This window comes from Candidatus Enterococcus myersii (assembly GCF_017316025.1).
GTDB lineage: Bacteria > Bacillota > Bacilli > Lactobacillales > Enterococcaceae > Enterococcus_C > Enterococcus_C montenegrensis.
In genome coordinates, this window is record NZ_JAFLVT010000023.1 from 1 (window position 1) to 18732 (window position 18732).

The 18732-nt window shown below is 38.6% G+C and carries 19 protein-coding genes; 12 read left to right on the forward strand and 7 right to left on the reverse strand.

What is annotated here, in order from left to right; all coding sequences use genetic code 11:
* Nucleotides 1–405: 405 nt before the first annotated feature.
* On the reverse strand, nt 406–978 hold the full coding sequence (locus tag JZO76_RS13825; RefSeq protein ID WP_206905785.1) for an isochorismatase family protein: 573 nt from the start codon (nt 976–978) through the stop codon (nt 406–408).
* A 1-nt stretch (nt 979) separates the two neighbouring features.
* Nucleotides 980–2206, reverse strand: coding sequence for an MFS transporter (locus tag JZO76_RS13830; RefSeq protein ID WP_242595915.1), 1227 nt, complete (start codon nt 2204–2206; stop codon nt 980–982).
* 110 nt (nt 2207–2316) lie between these two features.
* Here JZO76_RS13830 and JZO76_RS13835 point away from each other — a divergent pair, with 110 nt between their 5' ends.
* The 4 genes from JZO76_RS13835 (at nt 2317) to JZO76_RS13850 (ending at nt 6355) form a co-directional block, all read left to right on the forward strand.
* Nucleotides 2317–2898 carry a TetR/AcrR family transcriptional regulator gene (locus tag JZO76_RS13835; protein WP_206905786.1) on the forward strand — a complete coding sequence of 194 codons (582 nt, stop codon included), beginning with the start codon at nt 2317–2319 and terminating at the stop codon, nt 2896–2898.
* Between the two features lie 409 nt (nt 2899–3307).
* Entirely contained in the window at nt 3308–3991 is a 684-nt protein-coding gene (locus tag JZO76_RS13840) for a metal-dependent hydrolase (protein ID WP_206905787.1), read from the forward strand.
* Between the two features lie 64 nt (nt 3992–4055).
* Nucleotides 4056–5387, forward strand: coding sequence for a DRTGG domain-containing protein (locus tag JZO76_RS13845; RefSeq protein WP_206905799.1), 1332 nt, complete (start codon nt 4056–4058; stop codon nt 5385–5387).
* A gap of 14 nt (nt 5388–5401) precedes the next feature.
* Entirely contained in the window at nt 5402–6355 is a 954-nt protein-coding gene (locus JZO76_RS13850) for a DHH family phosphoesterase (protein ID WP_206905804.1), read from the forward strand.
* Between the two features lie 125 nt (nt 6356–6480).
* Here the strand turns inward: JZO76_RS13850 and JZO76_RS13855 are convergent, their stop codons facing one another.
* The 4 genes from JZO76_RS13855 to dapA form a co-directional block, all read right to left on the reverse strand.
* Nucleotides 6481–7692: an ammonium transporter gene (locus tag JZO76_RS13855; RefSeq protein ID WP_206905805.1), complete on the reverse strand. Its 1212-nt coding sequence runs from the start codon at nt 7690–7692 to the stop codon at nt 6481–6483.
* A 243-nt stretch (nt 7693–7935) separates the two neighbouring features.
* Nucleotides 7936–8649 carry a 2,3,4,5-tetrahydropyridine-2,6-dicarboxylate N-acetyltransferase gene (gene dapD, locus JZO76_RS13860; RefSeq protein ID WP_206905808.1) on the reverse strand — a complete coding sequence of 238 codons (714 nt, stop codon included), beginning with the start codon at nt 8647–8649 and terminating at the stop codon, nt 7936–7938.
* 26 nt (nt 8650–8675) lie between these two features.
* Nucleotides 8676–9428, reverse strand: a complete 753-nt coding sequence (dapB, locus tag JZO76_RS13865; RefSeq protein ID WP_206905810.1) for a 4-hydroxy-tetrahydrodipicolinate reductase — start codon at nt 9426–9428, stop codon at nt 8676–8678.
* 89 nt (nt 9429–9517) lie between these two features.
* Nucleotides 9518–10399, reverse strand: coding sequence for a 4-hydroxy-tetrahydrodipicolinate synthase (gene dapA, locus JZO76_RS13870; protein ID WP_206905814.1), 882 nt, complete (start codon nt 10397–10399; stop codon nt 9518–9520).
* A 433-nt stretch (nt 10400–10832) separates the two neighbouring features.
* On the opposite strand from dapA, the gene JZO76_RS13875 reads away from it, so the two are divergent.
* From JZO76_RS13875 to JZO76_RS13890, 4 genes are read left to right on the forward strand one after another with little or no spacing between them, the layout of a single operon-like run.
* Nucleotides 10833–11996 carry a M20 metallopeptidase family protein gene (locus JZO76_RS13875; RefSeq protein ID WP_206905816.1) on the forward strand — a complete coding sequence of 388 codons (1164 nt, stop codon included), beginning with the start codon at nt 10833–10835 and terminating at the stop codon, nt 11994–11996.
* 4 nt (nt 11997–12000) lie between these two features.
* Nucleotides 12001–13290, forward strand: coding sequence for a diaminopimelate decarboxylase (lysA, locus tag JZO76_RS13880; protein WP_242595916.1), 1290 nt, complete (start codon nt 12001–12003; stop codon nt 13288–13290).
* Between the two features lie 16 nt (nt 13291–13306).
* Nucleotides 13307–14128: a diaminopimelate epimerase gene (dapF, locus tag JZO76_RS13885; RefSeq protein WP_206905823.1), complete on the forward strand. Its 822-nt coding sequence runs from the start codon at nt 13307–13309 to the stop codon at nt 14126–14128.
* Between the two features lie 18 nt (nt 14129–14146).
* Nucleotides 14147–14812 (forward strand): HAD family hydrolase, encoded by a 666-nt coding sequence (locus JZO76_RS13890; RefSeq protein ID WP_206905826.1) that lies wholly within the window; start codon nt 14147–14149, stop codon nt 14810–14812.
* Nucleotides 14813–14877: 65 nt separating this feature from the next.
* Here the strand turns inward: JZO76_RS13890 and JZO76_RS13895 are convergent, their stop codons facing one another.
* A complete protein-coding gene (locus JZO76_RS13895; protein ID WP_206905828.1) occupies nt 14878–15036 on the reverse strand; it encodes a hypothetical protein in 159 nt (52 codons plus the stop codon).
* 307 nt (nt 15037–15343) lie between these two features.
* Between JZO76_RS13895 and JZO76_RS13900 the strand changes: the two genes are divergently transcribed.
* From JZO76_RS13900 to JZO76_RS13915, 4 genes are read left to right on the forward strand one after another with little or no spacing between them, the layout of a single operon-like run.
* Nucleotides 15344–17233, forward strand: a complete 1890-nt coding sequence (locus tag JZO76_RS13900; protein ID WP_206905830.1) for a heavy metal translocating P-type ATPase — start codon at nt 15344–15346, stop codon at nt 17231–17233.
* A gap of 31 nt (nt 17234–17264) precedes the next feature.
* On the forward strand, nt 17265–17492 hold the full coding sequence (locus tag JZO76_RS13905) for a heavy-metal-associated domain-containing protein (protein ID WP_206905834.1): 228 nt from the start codon (nt 17265–17267) through the stop codon (nt 17490–17492).
* Between the two features lie 3 nt (nt 17493–17495).
* A complete protein-coding gene (locus tag JZO76_RS13910; protein ID WP_206905838.1) occupies nt 17496–18038 on the forward strand; it encodes a ferritin-like domain-containing protein in 543 nt (180 codons plus the stop codon).
* Between the two features lie 32 nt (nt 18039–18070).
* On the forward strand, nt 18071–18730 hold the full coding sequence (locus JZO76_RS13915) for a Crp/Fnr family transcriptional regulator (RefSeq protein WP_206905839.1): 660 nt from the start codon (nt 18071–18073) through the stop codon (nt 18728–18730).
* Nucleotides 18731–18732 lie beyond the last annotated feature (2 nt).

The window sequence follows — 18732 nt, forward strand, 5'->3', positions numbered from 1 at the left end:
AACACCGGTTAAATTATAAAAAGGCTAGCTGTCTAAAAATATCCGAGAGAAGTATACAGCTACAAGTAAAAGACCAGAAATTTCGAAAGCTTGAAAAACAACTTTCGGATTTTCTGGTCTTTTTGTCATCTATAAAGGAAGTATAAATTTCCCTAAGAAAAACACTGATTTGACTGCTTTAATACTGCCTGCCACTTTCTAAGTGTCATACTTTACGCATAAGCTCTTAATGACATGAGCCAAAATCTTAGCTTGATGTCTAGGACTGAAAGATTCCTTTAGCTTTTCCTTTTTCTTATAGTAGCTAGTTTTGTTGCACAAATTGATTTCTATTTAGCTACACAAAATTAATTATCCCGTCTATTTTTTTGGAAGTTTAAAAATCAATTTCGTGACGCAACTTTTTTAGACAAATGTGCCCAATAGCTCAGTGCTGGAAGTGACGAGGCTTATTTTGGGATAAAGTTTTGTCATGAAGATGCGATGTAATTCTTCATCGCGGCTACTGCAAGCATCCTCCACTACAATGACACGATAGCCGAATTGATACGCATCTAAAGCGGTAGCGTAAACACCATTTTCTGTTGCCACGCCAGTTAGAATTAAGGTATCAATGCCCCGTCGGCGTAATTGCAAATCCAAATCTGTGCCAAAAAATGCCCCCGGATTGTGTTTGGTAATGGTAACGACATTTGCTTTAGTTGAATTTTCTATTTTAAGAGCAAGTTCGTCATAATCTTTGGCTAATGTTAAAGGTTGGCGCTTTTTTAAATCAAAATTCAAGTAACCAAAAGTAGTGGCGTCTACTTTAACCAAAGCGACCAAGCCAAGTTTTTCAAGCAACGCAGCTACTAGTTGCTCATTTTTTTGAAGAACTTCACTAGCCAAATAAGGAGTTAAAGTGCCGCTGTTTAAAATTCCTTTTTGCAAATCAATCGCGACAAAAGCGCATTTTTTTAAATTGAGGGTTTCAATCATATTAATACCTGCTTTCTTTTAATTGGGGGAAATTTGTTGCATAGTTCAAAATATTTAAAACGATGAATAAGGCAGATACAAAAAAGACATAGCGATAATCAAAGTAAGCTGATACAGTCGAACCGATTAAAGGTCCGCCAATAGCGCCAATAGACTGCATCGTTTGGTTATAACTAAAAATCCGTCCGGTTGCTTCTTGGGGGCTATTTTGCGACAAGATAATTTGCACACTAGGGGCTAGTGCCGAATCGCTCACACCGATAAACAGCCGCAGCAAGATAACTTGCCAAATTGCGTGGCTAAAACCTAATGTCAAATAGATGGTAAAAGATAAGACAAGGCCAAAAAGTAAAATTTTATATTGGCCAATTTTGTCACCTAAACGCCCGAATAAAGGGGCAAAAAACAACATGACGACCCCTGGAGCAGAGGCAACGATACCGCTGTAAATGGTAACAAGTTGTGGATTATGTACGAGCTGACGAACATAAAGGCTTAAAATTGGGCTAATGGATTTATCGGTTAATTGCAAAATCGTCGTAGTCAAAAGCATGGCAATAATTACTTTAGGATGGTCAATCACTTGGGTTAACGCTTTAGCACTTAAAACTTTGTCTTTTGGTTTTGGCGTAAAATGTTCTTTGACAAAAAAGACGGTCAATAAGAAAACAAAAAACATAATGATACCAGTAATCCAAAAAGTCATTTTATAACCGGCATGGGCAACCACAACACCACCAAACAACGGACCTAACAAGGTGCCGGCTACAGTCCCGGTTGAAAGAGTACCAAGTACACGACCAGAATGCTCTTTTGGGGTAATAATAGCCATTAAGGCAACTGAATTACTGGTGTATCCAGAAAAAGCACCTAATAAAAGGCGTAAAATCAGTAATTGCCAAGCCTTCGTGACAAAGCCCATGGAAAAAATCATAATGGCCATACCTAAGCTAGCGCGAAGTAACATGGGTTTGCGCCCTTTTTGATCGGCTAGCTTGCCCCATAAAGGTGAAACAATCGCCATGGTAATAAACGTGCTAGCAAAAATTAAACCAGATTGGAAACTTAATTCCTTTTTTGTGAAGACTCCTAAAGTGTCTACGTATAATGATAAAAAAGGTGAAATTAAACTAGAGCCAATTCCAGTCATAAAACTACCGAACCATAAAATAAGGAGGTTGCGTTGCCAGAGCTCACCACTGGCAAAATAATTTTTAAATTTTGTCAAAACAGTCACTTCACTTTCGTTCCATAGATTAAACTACTATTCGTAGTTTGTCAACTATCGTTAGTAGTTTAAACAGCTTTATGATAAAATAGCTGCGAGGAGGGGCTTTTATGAAACGGCGGGATTTAACACCGGAAAAAATCATTTTGAGCTATATTGCATTAGCAGAAAAAATGGGCTTAGCCCAAGTAACATTTCCCCGCTTAGCTGAAGCGTTAGGGATTAAACCACCATCTTTATACAATCATTTTAAGAATTTAACGGACTTAAAAGTTCATACTGCGATTTTTCTCCATGAAAAATTACATGAATATTTGACCACGCAATTGATGGGCAAGACAAAAGAAGCAGCCTTATTAACCTATGGTGAGTCTTATCGGACTTTTGCTTTGAAGTATCAAGCGGTTTATGAATTGTTAAATACGATTCCAAGCTTCAATAATGACGCACTCCTTTTAGCAGGGCGGAAAAATACAGTCTTATTGTCCCAGCTCCTTTTCTCTTTTGGATTATCTGAAGAAGAAGTTTTGATGGAAAGTCGAGGATTTCGTAGTCTTCTTCATGGCTATGTTAGTTTGAGCCAGTTGGGTTATTTTCAAAATGCGATGCTGGATGCAGATGAAAGTTTTGTCGAAGTATTGGTACAATTTGTTGAAACGATTGAAAAAAAAGCTGAAAATAGCCATCATTAAGTTGAAATACTTTCGTAAAGTTTGCGGCATAATTTAGCTAGAGGAATAAGCTAGGTAGAAAATTACTTGCTCATGCAGTTGGGGAATTTTTAGCTTGAAGGATTAATTAGGGGTAATTTTACATTAGCGCAGCAATACAGCAGATAATAAAATGATGACGTATATTTTTTATTGGTTTTGCGATTAGAGTGATACTTTTTTATAAGCCAGATAAAATTTTTTATCTCTTTTAAGGGGCAAGAAGGCTTTGGTCATAGAGCTGATCTTTTCTCAGTTTAAAAAATCGGAATGCAAAAGGACTATTTCTGCTAATTCCGATTTTTTTTCATGCCTTTTTCTGTTTAAGTCTGTTACAATAGAAAAGTAAAAACTGTATTAGTTTTATTTTACAAAGTAAGGGGGAGAAACGATGAAAATCACCTATCACGGTCATTCCGTAATCGCTGTCAAACTAGAGGATGGTACGGATTTATTATTTGACCCATTTATTACTGGTAATCCTAAAACAGATTTAGTAGCAGAAAAAGTACAAACAGATTATATTTTGGTAACTCATGGACACGAAGATCATGTCGGAGATATGGTACCAATAGCCAAAAATTCAGATGCGACTATTATTGGCATGGTGGAGTTATGTGCTTTTGCCAAAAAGAATGGCGTAAAGCACACGCACGGTATGAATATTGGTGGCAAATTTGATTTTCCTTTTGGTCGGGTGAAGATGGTCCACGCCCAACATAGTTCCGGTTATGAAGTTGACGGCCAAATGCTTTACTTGGGGGAAGCGTCAGGCTTTATTGTTCAAGCAGAAGGTAAAACAATCTATCATGCAGGAGATACTTCAAACTTTGGCGATATGGCACTTTTTGGGGCCGCTTTTTCAATAGATGTCGCTTTTTTACCCATTGGGGACAATTTCACGATGGGGCCTACTGAGGCAGCGTCGGCGGCGAAACGATTAAATGCCAAACAAGTAGTGCCGATTCATTACAATACTTTTCCGTTGATTGAACAAGATCCTAAAGCCTTTGCAGCTCTTTTACCAGTTGGCGTGGGCAAGGTGCTTGAAGTGGGAGAAAGTATGACTTTATAAGAAATGACAAAGAGGTTAATAAGCGCTGTGTAGAAAATTTTACACCGTAACTAGGAGTGGGAAAATGGCGACAAAACATGATTTAATTTTGGCTCATATCGAAAGCTTGCCAGTGGGGGACAGAATTTCTGTCCGCGGGATTGCCAAAGCACTAAATGTTAGTGAAGGAACTGCCTATCGGGCGATCAAAGATGCTGAAAATATCGGTTTAGTTTCAACGATTCAACGAGTTGGTACCATTAGAATTGAACGGAAATTAAAGAAAAACATTGAACGCTTAACCTTTGGTGAAGTTGTCCAAATTATTGAAGGGGATGTTTTAGGCGGTAAAGCCGGTTTAAATAAGGTTTTACATAAGTTTGTGATTGGTGCCATGAAAGAAGATGCGATGGCCCGTTATATCACACCGGGTTCTTTGATGATTGTTGGTAATCGCGAAGGTGTGCATCGTTTGGCCTTAAAAGAAGGTGCGGCCGTTTTAATTACCGGTGGCTTTGATACTACAAGTGAGATTTGTCGGCTAGCTGATGAGGTGGAAATGCCAATCTTGCGGACAACTTATGATACTTTTACTGTGGCAGCGATGATTAATCGTGCTTTAAGTGATCAATTGATTAAAAAAGATATTATGTTAGTGAGTGATATTTTCACGCCACTAGAAAAAACATCTTATTTAGATATCACTGCGACGGTTAAAGATTATAAGCGTTTAGCCGAAAGTACAACGCATTCTCGTTTTCCAGTCGTTAATAAAAATATGCGCTTGGTGGGTATTGTTACGCCAAAAGATATCTTGGAAAAACAAGATAATCAAGCGATTGAACGAGTCATGACAAAAGAAATCAGTTACGTTAAGCGGGAGATGAGTGTGGCTTCTGTCAGTCATCAAATGATTTGGGACGGCCTAGAAGTTATGCCGGTTGTATCTGATGACTTAGGGTTAGTAGGGCTTGTTTCCCGCCAAGATGTCATGAAGGCGATGCAACTTGTGCAGCGGCAACCACAAATCGCAGATACCATTTCGGATCAAATTACCGGCGATATTCAGTTGATAGACCAAGATAGTGAAGGCCATAAATTGGATAAACCCTATTATACTTTTACAGTTACGCCGCAAATGGTCAATGAGGTAGGAACGATTTCTTTTGGTGTTTTAAATGAAATTGTTGCTAATACAGCAAAGCGTGCCTTACTGCAACAACAACGGCGCAATACCTGGATTGAACAAGTGAATATGCATTATTTGCGTCTGATTCAATTGGAGAGTAAAATAGCAATTCATACCCGCATGTTAGAGTTGGGGCGGCGGAGCGCGAAGTTGGAAATTGAAGTTTATTTAGAAAATACATTGGCGGCCTTGGCGATCGTTACTTGCCAAGTTTTAGAGCGACCATAAGTTAAGGTGAGAAAATGAATATCAGACATGAAATTTTAAAAGCAATTGAAGAATACGATCGAATTATTATCCATCGTCATATGCGACCAGATCCCGATGCATTAGGGTCACAAGTTGGTTTGGCGGAAGTTCTGCGTGCCAGTTTTCCGACAAAAGAAATTTATCAAGCCGGTGGTCCGGTTGAAGGGTTGAACTATTTGGCAGAAATGGATGAAGTAGCAGATGCGCTTTATGAAGGGGCATTGGTAATCGTCACTGATACGGCCAATTCTCCGCGAGTTAGTGATCAGCGTTATGCCAATGGTGCTAAATTAATTAAAATCGATCATCATCCTAATGATGAGCCTTATGGAGATTTAGTTTGGGTCAATACCAAGGCCAGCAGTTGTAGTGAAATGATTGCAGATTTTGCTTTTTCATTTCCTGACGTGTTAAAAATTAGTGTGGCAGCGGCACGATTATTGTATGCTGGAATCGTTGGCGATACTGGGCGCTTTTTATATCCAGCGACCACTTCTTATACGTTAGAAATTGCCGGTAAATTACTGGATTTTGGTTTTGATGCAGCCAAGCTAAATCGTGAGTTGCAACAAATTTCCCTGAAGGTAGCGAAGCTTTCTGGCTATGTTTATGAAAATATTGAAGTGGATGAAAACGGCGCAGGACGGGTTATTTTACCCCAAGAGTTATTAGATAAATTTAGTGTGGTAGATTCAGAAACTTCCCATGTTGTATCTTTACCTGGAACAATTGATGTCACGCTAGCTTGGGGGATTTTCGTCCAACAACCAGAAGGCTATTACCGGGTACGTTTACGTTCAAAAGGTCCAGTAATTAATGAAATCGCTAAACGCCATCACGGTGGCGGGCATCCTCTAGCTAGCGGTGCCAACGCCAAAGACTTAGCAGAAGTTGCTGAAATTTATCAAGAAATTCAGGCTGCTTGTCGTAAGTATATCAAACAGTAAGAATCACCTTCATTTTTAGTACAAATAAAAAATACACCTGCTGATTATCGCTACGTACCAAATGGCCGAGTGATAAAAGTTGCAGGTGTATTTTTTTGTTTAAAATTTTGATATGCGCTAGCTGATTAGTCTAAATCTAATCCCAAAGTCGTATTGTAAGCTTCTTCGTTGTGCTCACATTGATCCATTCCCTGCAACTCGTCTAATTCAGAAACCCGCAATGGGATGAATTTTTTGATAATACTGATGATGATAAAGCTCATCGTACCTGCAAAGGCAATGGTGATAACAATACTAAGAAGTTGTGCGACGAATAAATCTGTTTGGCCAAAAATTAAACCGCTGCGTCCGCCAACACTAGGGTCAGCAAATATACCTGTTATAATTCCACCAAAAATTCCTCCGATACCATGACAGCCAAAAGCATCTAAGGCATCGTCAAAGCCAAGTTTTTCTTTCACAAAACGAATACCATAATAACAAACCGGGCTAACTAACACGCCAGTTAGTAGTGCCGACTGCATGGAGATAAAACCTGCACCTGGGGTAATAGCCACAAGCCCGACAACAGCCCCGGTACATGCACCTACGATTGATGGTTTGCCATTCACTAACTTTTCTAATCCCATCCATGAAAGCATGGCAGCGGCAGCTGCCGTGTTGGTGGTTAATAAAGCGTGAATTGCTAGGCTGTCTGCTGCTAAAGCACTACCGGCGTTAAAGCCAAACCAGCCTAACCATAACAAGCCGGTACCTAAAACAACAAATGGAATGTTATGGGGAATATGTTCGACTTCCTTTCGCTTACCTAAAACAATCGCTAAAACTAAACCAGAAATACCAGAACTGATATGAACAACATTCCCGCCGGCAAAATCGACAGATCCAATTTTATCTAAGAATCCACCGCCCCAGACCATATGAGCCATTGGTGCGTAAACAACAACTAACCAAACAGCTAGAAATAAGAAGATAGCGGAAAAACGCATTCTGCCTGCGACGGAACCTGTTAAAATGGCTGAAGTAATGAGAGCAAACATCATTTGAAACGCAGCGAAAAGACCCTCTGGAATACCGTCACCTTTTGTCATGGAGACATGTTGGAAAAATAGTTTATCTAAATTTCCAATAAAAAGGCCAGTGCCGCTAAAAGAAAGGCTGTAACCAATTAAAATCCAAATGACTGAAGCTAGTCCCAATGTACAAATCGACATCATCATTGTGTTTAAAATATTCTTCTGACGGGAAAGCCCACCATAAAAAAAGGCTAAAGCGGGGGTCATAATGAAAACTAAACCGGTACAAATAATGATAAAAGCAATATTTCCTGTATTCATTTGCATTCCTCCATTTCTTTATGTTAGAAATCGTAACACGTCATTTTACTGAATTCCAGTATTTCGTGGCAATTTTAGAAATTTTCTGAAAATTAATTACTGTTTGTGTTAGGAAATATTACATTAACGAAGAAATTTTAAGTATAAAACAAGATAGCACACAAAAAGACACTTTATTATCAAACTAATGTGTCTTTTTGATAATAAAGTGCAGAAATTTTTATTGCAGTAAAACAGGGCGATTTATCCCCGTAAATCATCGAGAAATTCGGTTTTACTGACAGTTTTTTCGTCTTTTGTTTTAATGACTTTTGCAGGCGAACCAGCAACAACGCTCATAGCTGGAACATCTGCTGTTACGACTGAACCAGCTGCTACAACCGCCCCTTTGCCAACGCGAACGCCTTCTAAGACAACGGCGTTTGCGCCAATCAAAACATCGTCTTCAATTACAACTGGATCTGCTGAAGGTGGCTCTAAAACACCCGCTAAGACAGCTCCAGCTCCAATATGCGCGCGTTTTCCTACAGTTGCGCGGGCACCTAAGATTGCGCCCATATCAATCATAGTTTCTTCGCCGACCACAGCTCCAATATTAATTACAGCCCCCATCATGACTACCGCATTTTTTTCAATTACCGCCTCATCGCGAATAAAAGCACCAGGTTCGATTCGGGCATCAACTTTGGTTAAGTCCAGTAATGGGACTGCAGAATTGCGCCGATCGTTTTCAATGTAGAGATCTTCAATTTTTTCAGGATATTTTTTCAAGAATTCCTGAATGTCTTGATTATCCCCAATGAGTACCCAAGAATTATAATCACCAAATATTTTTATTTTGTCGTGGCTTAAACCACCAAAATTACCGCGAACATAAGCTTTTACCGGCGTTTTTTTCTCGGCATCTTTAATATATTTAGCTAGTGCATAAGGATCAGTAAAGTGTAAATCTGACATTTGTTAACCTCCTAATAAATTATTTTTTAGGCTAATAAATCTTGCATATTATATAAGCCCGCACTTTGCTTTAATAAAAATTCCGCTGCTTTTAGGGCACCGTTAGCAAAAATGTCGCGGGATAAGGCAGTATGTGTAAACTCTAAAATCTCATCTGAACCGGCAAAAATTACCGTATGCTCACCTGGAATACTGCCACCTCTGATAGCGTGAATTCCCATTTGACTTAAAGGATTTTCTAAATCATTGCCAGCTCTGCCAAAAAGATAGTCCTTTGGTTTAGTTAAGGAATCATTAATACTATCGGCGAGTAACAGTGCTGTACCACTAGGAGCATCTTTTTTCTGGTTATGATGTTTTTCGATGATTTCAATATTAAAATCGTTTTCTAAAGCAGGGGCCACAGACTGTAAGGCTTTAATTAAAACATTGATCCCTAACGACATATTGGCAGAATAAAACACCGGAATAATTTGACTTGCTACAGGCAACATGGCTTTTGTATCATCTGTTAGCCCGGTTGTAGCAATAACGATGGGCAAATTTTTAGCAACACAGCTGTTGATTAAAGCAGGTACGGCGCTGTAATGAGAAAAATCAATCACGATATCTATTTTTTCGACTACATCAGCTGCAGCAGCATAAACGGGAAAATCGGCCTCTTTATCTAAGGTGTGGTCAAGACCTGCGACAACTTGTAAATCTGGATGTGCTGTAATTAATTTTTGCAAAACTTGACCCATTTTGCCATGACAGCCACTCAATAACACGTTTTTCATGGAAAACTCCCTTCAACATTTAATCTTAAAGCTTAAAATAAGAAAAGCTGAACCAAAAGGCACAGCTTTTTTAATTGGTAATCGACATGTTAAAGTAAACCGTAGTTTTTCATTTCGGTCTTTAATAATTGTAACGTGTCTGGTTCGGGTTTGTCTAATGGAAGGCGATAATTCAGGTCACATTTTCCTAAAAGATTAACGGCGGCCTTAACAGGGACAGGATTCACTTCTTTAAAAATAGCTTGGATTAAAGGAAGTTGCTCAATTTGGGTTTTTTTAGCTGCTGTTATATCCCCTTTTAAGAAGTCATGTACCATTTGGGAAGTTTCAGCAGGTAAAATATTGGCGATAGTTGAAATGACACCTAAACCGCCAACCGATAAAAACGGTAAGACTTGATCGTCATTGCCCGAATAAACGGCAAAGTCATCATCGGCCAGACCACAAATTTCCACCACCTGAGAGATGTTGCCACTGGCTTCTTTAATGCCGACAACATTTGGAAGTTCTTTTAATTTTGCTACCATAGCAGGGCTTAAATTTAATCCTGTTCTTGCCGCGATGGAATATAGAATAATCGGAATGTCGACGCTGTTGCAAATTGCTTCATAATGTTTTATTAGGCTACTGTCTGTGGCTTTGTTGTAATAGGGCGTAACGACAAGCAGTCCATCTGCGCCTACACGCTGGGCTTCTTTTGATAAGTGAATGCCATGTTGCGTATTATTTGAGCCAGTACCACCAATAACAGGGACGCGTCCGGCAGCTTGTTTTACAACTGTTTCAATTACTGCAATATGTTCTTCATCTACCAGAGTAGAGGCTTCACCGGTTGTGCCACAGGCAATGATCGCGTCAATTCCCTGTGCAATTTGCCAATCCACGAGTTGTTTTAACTTATCGAAATCTACCGTTTGATCTGCTTTCATTGGGGTAACAAGGGCAACGCCAGCTCCTGTAAAAATTGCCATATTAACACATCCTTTTTTTAAAATATTTACTTTCTAGTTTTTTCTAGGTAAAATAGAGAGAAATTAAGAAAATATTCAGAAAATATTTTTTATACGGAATTTTCAACTATTTACAAAATAATATACTATAATAGCAAGAAATAGCCAAGTTTATTCTGTAAATAATGAATATTTTTGCAAATGTAAATAATAAGAAAATTGACAGAAAAACAATTTCTTTAAAAAAAGAGAGAATAAAAGTTGCTATGACGTGAATTTTTACCAAATAAAAAAACAGCGATCAAAATTAAGCTGTTAGACCATTTTTGATAAAAATTGCAAAAATGATTCATACAGTTAAAAATGTGAACGAGTAAGTTGATCATTAAAAACTACCTGTGGAATTGATTTGATTAAAAGTCAGGTTTAAAACTTCAAAAGAGGGTGAGTCAAAATGGAAATCCGTAAAGAAATCACAGCATTATTGCCAGAAGTAACGAAATTCCGTCAAGATCTACATCAAATCCCTGAATTGGGCTTACAGGAATTTAAAACCTGTCAATATTTAAAAGGCGCACTAGCTAGTCTTGGTGTGAGGGAAGTCCATGAAGTTTTAGATACGGGTTTAGTGGCTGTTTTTCGTAGCGGCAAGCCAGGAAAAACTTTAGCTTTTCGGACAGACATTGATGCATTGCCGATAACAGAAGAAAGTGGTGTCGCATTTTATTCCCAACACGAAGGACGAATGCACGCGTGTGGCCATGATGGCCATATGGCGACGATGTTAGGCTTTGCAAAGTATTTAAGTGAGCATCCAGATGAAATAATCGGAACGATTGTTTTGATTTTTCAACCAGCTGAAGAAGGCCCTGGTGGTGCGCAGCTGATGATTGACGCGGGTGTTTTGGAAAAATTTAAAGTGGAACAAATTGTAGGTTTACACGTTTTTCCAGATTTTGAAGAAGGCGTTATTGCGTGTAAAAAAGGTGGTATGATGGCCCGCAATGGTGAAGTTAATATCACAGTCTATGGTAAAAGTGCCCATGGTGCCCAGCCGCAACAAGGAGCTGATGCAATTTTAGCAGCTTCGGCAATCATTCAAGGCCTGCATTCAATTGTTTCACGTAATTTAAGTCCACTTGATTCAGCTGTCTTAACGTTTGGCGAAATTCACGGTGGGGACGCAATGAATATTATTCCCGGAAAAGTAGAACTTCATGGTACAACCCGCGCATTTTCAGATACAGTCTATGACAAATTAACCAATCGGGTCACAACTTTAGCGACCGATATCGCACAAGCTTATGATTGCCAAGCTGAAGTTGATTTTAATCATATGTATCGCGTCGTAGATAATGACGCCCAAATGGTGGATGCTTTACAAGTGGTGGCAGGAGATAGTTATCTTGAATCTGCACCTTATTTATTAGCAGAAGATTTCTCAATGTTCCAACAAAAAATTCCCGGTCTCTTTTTCTTTGTCGGTATTCGCAATGAAGCCAAAGATGCTATATATCCGCTGCATAGTAACAAATTGCGTTTTGATGAAAAGAATTTATTAGGCGGTATTCAATGTTACGTGGATTTAATCAATGTTTTAAATGAAAAAGGGGCGTGAAAAGATGTTTCTAGGTACAAGTAAAAATGGTCATCTTTATTGGGATGGCTGTGACATGGTTAAATTGGCTGAAAAGTATGGCACACCGTTATATGTTTATTCCGAAAATCTAATTCTAAAAGAATGCCAGGCCCTAAAAGAACAATTTTTAGATAAATATCCCCATACGCGGGTAGCCTACGCGAGTAAAGCCTTCAATACGATTGCGATGTTGCAATTAATCAATCAAGAAAATTTGTCTTTAGATGTGGTTTCTGGGGGGGAACTATACACGGCAATCGCTGCTGATTTTCCAGCAGAAAAAATTGAATTTAACGGAAACAATAAGTCAGTGGCAGAATTAGAAATGGCGATTGATTATGGCGTGGGTCGAATTATTGTGGATAGTTTACAAGAAGTGGACTTGATTCAAAGTATTTGCCGCAAGCTGCATAAGAAAGCACAGATCATGTTTCGCATTACCCCAGAGGTCAATGTTAAGACCCACGCTTTTATTTCAACTGGGCAAAAAGATTCTAAATTTGGGATTCCCTTAGTACCAGAAATTTTATACCCACAAATTGAAAAAGTGTTCGCTTCAGAAGAGTTGGAATTTTACGGATTTCATTTTCACGTGGGAAGTCAATTAAGTGATAATAGTGCTCATATCGCAGCTTGCAAAGTTGCCTTGAATTTAATGCTTGAAGTGAAAAAACGCTACGATTATCAAATTAAAGAGTTGAACTATGGCGGCGGGTTTGGCGTTTGTTATACCAAAAAAGATGTGCGCAAACCCTATCATTACTTTTTAGATCCAGTCATGGCATTGACCAAAGAATTTTGTCAGAAAAATAATTTGGTCGTCCCAGAAATCGTAATTGAACCCGGTCGTAGCATTGTCGCCGAAGCGGGGATTACATTGCATACGATTGGCGCGATTAAAGAATTACCTGGTTTAAGAAAATATGTCAGTATCGATGGCGGTATGACCGACAATATCCGCCCAGGACTTTATGAAGCGGAGTATACGGGGATTGTAGCCAATAAAGTTGACGAAAAACTGAGCCAAAAAGTAACCATTTCTGGTAAAGCCTGTGAAAGTACAGATTTATTGGTGAAAGATTTATCCCTTCCAGAAGTTGTTGCAGGCGACATTTTTGCAACCTTTACAACCGGAGCTTACGGGTATTCAATGGCGAGTAATTACAATAAATTACCATTACCCGCAGTCGTTTTTGTTAAAGATGGCCACGAACAGGTGGTTGTAAAACGACAAACTTATGCTCAAATGATTCAAAATGAAGTGAAAAGATAACTAAGGGGGCAAGCAGATGGAAATTCCTTTTGTCAAAATGCAAGGAGCGGGCAATGATTTTATCATCATCAATAACCTTGCGCTAAAGTTAAGTAAAAACGAATTAAGCCAACTTGCTAAAGGTGCATGTCGTGCGCATCTTTCATTAGGAGCAGATGCGCTCATGGCAGTAGACAAAGCCAAAGCAGGGGGCGATTTTCGCATGCGTTTTTACAATGCTGATGGTACTGAAGCAGAAATGTGTGGCAATGGTGCCCGGTGTATTGCCCGATATGCTTATGAAGAAAATTTAGCTCCAGCAGAAATGAAAATTGAAACGATGGCCGGAATGGTACCCGCTTGGCACTTAAATAAAACGACCTATAAAGTGCAATTAAATGATGTAACGAGATTTGAAGAAAAAAACTTTGCTAAAAAGACGGTATATTATGTTGAATTAGGCAATCCTGCTATTCCTCATTTGGTGATGCCTGTTTCTAATTTAGCTGAAAAAGACTTAGCTGATTTGCGACCATTAGCCAAACAACTGCGTAACTGGCAAGAATTGCCCAAAGGTGCGAATGTTAATTTTTATGAGATTGTAGAAGACGTGGTAATTGTTCGTACTTATGAACGAGGGGTAGAGGATTTTACTTTAGCCTGCGGCACAGGTTCAGCTTCTGTAGCCTACGTTGTAAAACAGCGGCAAAATCAGTTTAAAAATCCGGTTGCATTAAGAACATTAGGTGGTAAGCTAGAAGTGCAGGTACAAGCCAAGCAACTTTTTCTAACCGGTGGTGCGGCTTGGATCGCAAAAGGAGAATTAAGTGAAGAAGCGCTTTGTTCGGATAAAATTTAAACAGAAATTTGGTGGAATATGTTAGAAGCAATTATTTTTGATATGGATGGTGTACTGATTGATTCAGAATATAGCTATTTTGAAGCCAAAGACAGTATTTTAAAAGATGAAGGAATCACTGTTCCCAGCAGCTATCACAGTAAATTCATGGGAACTTCTTACCAATACACTTGGGAAACTATGAAAAAGGAACTAGCACTGCCACAAAGCCCAGCTTATTATAGCGCTGAAATGGTGAAGCGCCGGCAAGAAATAGTAAAACGAGATGGTACTAAGCCAATTAAAGGAGCTGCGGCCTTCGTTAAAGGATTAAAAACGGCAAAAGTGAAGTTAGCAGTGGCCTCTTCCTCACCGTTAAGTGAGATAGAAAAATCGTTGACAGAAATTGGGATTTATCAGGACTTTGAAGTAATTACAAGTGGCGAAGAAGTTGAATATTCTAAGCCCGAACCAGATGTTTACTTACTAGCGGCAAAACGCTTAGCCGTCACACCACAAAATTGTGTAGCGCTAGAAGACTCACCCAATGGCAGCATTGCCGTAAAAAAAGCTGGAATGGTGGGAATCGGGTTTGCCAATCCAGATTATCCCCAATTGGACTTAGCTTCTGATTTTATCGTCACGACATTTTCAGACTTGGATTATGAGAAGTGTCAAAAAATTTATCAAAAATTCCATAAATAAACAACCGTATCACCACAGGATGTAAAAAACGTAAAAATCAGCTAAGTAGCCGATTCTTACGTTTTTTATTTTTGTCGTTCTTGTTTAATAGATGCGGTGTTATTTTTATTTGTATTTTCTGCTGCAGCATAGTTTTCAAAGCGTTTGAAAAGACGTGCTTCAAATTCATTTCGAGGCGTAAAAGTTTTGCATTGCTTTTCTTTGCTAGTTTTTGTTTGTTTCAAAAAAATCAACTCCTATATAAATTTATGAAAAAATAATTTCCTTTGTTGTTGTTATCTTAGCAAGAACCCTTGTTATATAAAAAGGTTATGCTCAAAAATTATAGTTTTATTTAAAAAAAGTAAGATAACTTGATTGCCATCAAGTACGCTGGTGATTTTAACCGTTAAACTAAGGGCAAGTTAAGAAAATAAATTTTACTTTTTTGTCAGTTAGGGTCACTTTTATAATTTTGCTTGTAACAAAGCTATCATCAGAAAATTTGGCGGAAGTTGTTTAGCTTTTGCTGACAAAATAGGAGGAGAGAGTATGAAATATCAACAACAGGTTTTGCAGCATAAAAACCAACTCGCTTTTTTAGGGGGCGTTTTGATTAGTCTGGCTTTTATTAGTAAGCTCGCACATTTTACAACCGCTTATAGTCTTTTCATGGCACTAGCTGCAATTTTAGGCAGTTTGCCAATTTTTATCCTTGCGTATCAAGCATTGCGGGTAAAAGTCATTAGCATCGATTTATTGGTGTCAATAGCAGTTATCGGTGCTTTTTTGATTGGAGAATATAATGAGTCGGCTATTGTGACGTTTTTATTCTTATTTGGCAGTTGGCTGGAACAAAAAACGTTGGCTAAGACCCGTTTGGCGATCAAAACACTCACGCAAATGGCACCTACGACAGCTTTTGTCATTAAAAATGATGAAATTAGCGAAGTGGATGTGGATGACGTTGAAATTTTTGATCAGTTATTGGTTAAAACAGGAGGTCAAGTACCTGTTGACGGCATTATCACCTCAGGAGAGGGCTATTTAAATGAAGCCAGTGTCACCGGCGAAGCTAAATTTGTGCACAAAGAAGCTGGAGCTACTGTTTTTGCCGGCACCTTTTTAGAAAATGGTACGTTGCAAATAGAAGCACAAAAAATTGGTGAAGATACGACCTTTGGCAAAATTATTGAATTAGTCGAAGAAGCCCAAGATTCCAAGTCAAAGGCCGAACGCTTTATTGATCGTTTTGCGAAGTTTTATACACCATTTGTTTTACTTTTGGCTTTAGTTGTAGGACTGATTAGCTGGAATTTATCCTTGGCTATTACCATTTTAGTACTCGGCTGCCCGGGAGCATTAGTCATTGGCGTACCTGTTTCCAATGTGGCTGGAATTGGCAATGGGGCCAAATTTGGGGTCTTGTTAAAAGGCGGCGAAGTTTTAGATACCTTTAGCAAAGTAGATACTTTTGTTTTTGATAAAACCGGCACGTTAACGGCAGGAAAACCCACAGTTAGTGGGATTTACAACTATTATGGTGATAAAGCAGAAAATTTGCGCCTATTAGCTAGCGTTGAAAGACAATCAGATCACCCCCTAGGACAAGCTGTTATTCAGTTTGCAGCTCTTGCAAGTTATTTACCGGTGGAAAAAACAGTTGTCTTAAAGGGTCGTGGTATTAAAGCTCGGATAAACAATCATGAGGTGTTAGTCGGCAACGCCCAACTACTACAAGAAGCAGGGATAAGGATTGACGCAGCCGCAAAAGATCAAAGTTATTTACAAGAAAGTGGCCATTCATTAGTTTATTTGGCACAAGATGGAAAGTTATCACAGCTATTAGGTATTAAAGATCAAGTGCGTCCGAAAGCCCAAAAAACACTTGCACAGCTAACGCAAATGGGGGTAAAAAATTTAGTCATGTTGACCGGTGATAATAAAAAAGCGGCTGAGATTGTCGGAAGACAATTGGGAATCACTGAAGTTCACGGCGAGCTCTTACCAGCCGAAAAAGCAGATTTTATCACCAAATTGCAAAAAAATGGTCATAAGGTGGCGTTTGTTGGGGACGGGGTTAATGACAGTCCTTCTATCGCCCTAGCAGATATTGGAATTGCAATGGGGAATGGGACCGATGTTGCTGTTGAAACTTCGGATGTGGTTTTAATGAACTCTGATTTTACCAAACTAGTTCATGCGTATGCTTTAACGAAAAAAACAGTTTGGAATATGAAGGAAAATATTGCCATTGCGATTGGAACGGTAGCTTTTTTATTAGTCGGTTTAATCTTTGGGTACATTTACATGGCCAGTGGTATGTTGGCTCACGAATTAAGTATTTTAGTCGTGATTGCAAATGGTATGCGCCTATTACCATTTAAAGTGGGAAAACTTGATAGCTATCAAGTTTCTAATCCAACAGAAGTTTTACAATAAGTACCATAAAACATAAAAAGGAGAATATCTGATGGAAAAAGTAATTATTCAATTAGGGGCGCTAACTTGTCCCTCTTGTCTACAAAAAATCGAAAGTGCGGTCAGTCAAAAGGCAGGAGTAAAAAAAGTAAAAGTTTTATTTAACGCCAGCAAAGTTAAAGCAGAAATTGATCCAAAAGCAGTAAGTGGCAAAGCACTAGCAGATACAATCGAAAAATTAGGCTATGAAGTGCAATCTATTAAAGTGAAGGAAGACTAAATTATGAATGCAGCAGAAAAATATCAAGCAGAATTAATTCAAAGTGAAAAAGACCACCATATACCAACAGCGGGGGCCATGAGTGGACACATCTTAGCTAACTTGTTTATCCAACGTAATAAATTACGTCAAATAAATTACTATTTAAAGGGGCCTGGCAAAGCTTTTAGTGTTGAAATTGCCGCTATTATCAAAAAAGAAGACGAATTATTTGACCGTTTAAATCAATTGTTGTTAGATGAAGGTCAAGTCATTCCCACGACAACAGCCGAATTTACGCAATATACGATGTTAGAAGAAAGCGGACAATTAAAATATGAAGAAATAGATTCTATTTTATTTTCCGCAGTGCAAGATTTTAATACGCAAAATTTATTTGTGGTACGTGGGATAAAATTGGCTGAAAAAGAAGAAAAATTTGCTTTAATGCAATTTTTGCAAGATTTATACGGTTGGTTAAAAGGACAGAGTCGTCTTTTTCAAAGTTTTATCGGTCATGACGCATTAGAAGGTTTACTGCTAGAAGATGACGATGACGACGACTAACGTTTAATTAGCTCCAAAAAGGAGGAGAGCTTGTGGTTTTTGATCACTTATGTGTTACACTGGTGCCTTTATTTAATCATTTAGATAAAGAAGATCAGGCTAGAATTAATCAACTCCTGCATCATCAAGTTTTTCAAAAAGGCGAACAAATCACAACGCCGACTGGTGAAGCGCAACTGGTGATTGTTGCCAGTGGTAATTTAAAAGTTTATCAACTATCAGCAGCTGGAAGAGAACAATTATTGCGCGTGGTAGAACCTGGGGGCTATGAAGGTGAGAACTTGCTTTTTGGAGCTAGCAATGACAACTTGTTTAGCGAAGCACTGCAAGAAACAGAAGTTTGCATCTTGAAACAAGCTGATTTTAAACAGTTACTGATAGATTATCCAAAGCTCAGCTTGAAACTTTTAGAAATTAATGCCAAGAAAATGACAAAAGTAGAACAGCAAAGTCAATTTTTAACGATGGAGAAAATTGAAGAACGCTTGGCTGTCTACTTGTTGGATTTGAGCATTGCCGAAAATAGTGATGAGGTTACAATTCCTATGAAAATGAAAGAACTGGCGGCTTTTTTGGGAACTACGCCAGAAACTCTTTCCCGCAAAATGAAGTTGCTTGAAAAAAGACAGCTGATTTTGCGAAAAGGCTATCAGATTAAGCTTTTGAATAAAGACGGATTAGAAGACTTATAAAA

Excerpts from the sequence above, each read along its gene's own strand:
- JZO76_RS13825 (WP_206905785.1), bottom strand. The coding sequence starts at position 978 with ATGATTGAAACCCTCAATTTAAAAAAATGCGCTTTTGTCGCGATTGAT.
- JZO76_RS13835 (WP_206905786.1), top strand. The coding sequence starts at position 2,317 with ATGAAACGGCGGGATTTAACACCGGAAAAAATCATTTTGAGCTATATT.
- JZO76_RS13840 (WP_206905787.1), top strand. The coding sequence starts at position 3,308 with ATGAAAATCACCTATCACGGTCATTCCGTAATCGCTGTCAAACTAGAG.
- JZO76_RS13845 (WP_206905799.1), top strand. The coding sequence starts at position 4,056 with ATGGCGACAAAACATGATTTAATTTTGGCTCATATCGAAAGCTTGCCA.
- JZO76_RS13850 (WP_206905804.1), top strand. The coding sequence starts at position 5,402 with ATGAATATCAGACATGAAATTTTAAAAGCAATTGAAGAATACGATCGA.
- JZO76_RS13855 (WP_206905805.1), bottom strand. The coding sequence starts at position 7,692 with ATGAATACAGGAAATATTGCTTTTATCATTATTTGTACCGGTTTAGTT.
- dapD (WP_206905808.1), bottom strand. The coding sequence starts at position 8,649 with ATGTCAGATTTACACTTTACTGATCCTTATGCACTAGCTAAATATATT.
- dapB (WP_206905810.1), bottom strand. The coding sequence starts at position 9,428 with ATGAAAAACGTGTTATTGAGTGGCTGTCATGGCAAAATGGGTCAAGTT.
- dapA (WP_206905814.1), bottom strand. The coding sequence starts at position 10,399 with ATGGCAATTTTTACAGGAGCTGGCGTTGCCCTTGTTACCCCAATGAAA.
- JZO76_RS13875 (WP_206905816.1), top strand. The coding sequence starts at position 10,833 with ATGGAAATCCGTAAAGAAATCACAGCATTATTGCCAGAAGTAACGAAA.
- lysA (WP_242595916.1), top strand. The coding sequence starts at position 12,001 with ATGTTTCTAGGTACAAGTAAAAATGGTCATCTTTATTGGGATGGCTGT.
- dapF (WP_206905823.1), top strand. The coding sequence starts at position 13,307 with ATGGAAATTCCTTTTGTCAAAATGCAAGGAGCGGGCAATGATTTTATC.
- JZO76_RS13890 (WP_206905826.1), top strand. The coding sequence starts at position 14,147 with ATGTTAGAAGCAATTATTTTTGATATGGATGGTGTACTGATTGATTCA.
- JZO76_RS13900 (WP_206905830.1), top strand. The coding sequence starts at position 15,344 with ATGAAATATCAACAACAGGTTTTGCAGCATAAAAACCAACTCGCTTTT.
- JZO76_RS13905 (WP_206905834.1), top strand. The coding sequence starts at position 17,265 with ATGGAAAAAGTAATTATTCAATTAGGGGCGCTAACTTGTCCCTCTTGT.
- JZO76_RS13910 (WP_206905838.1), top strand. The coding sequence starts at position 17,496 with ATGAATGCAGCAGAAAAATATCAAGCAGAATTAATTCAAAGTGAAAAA.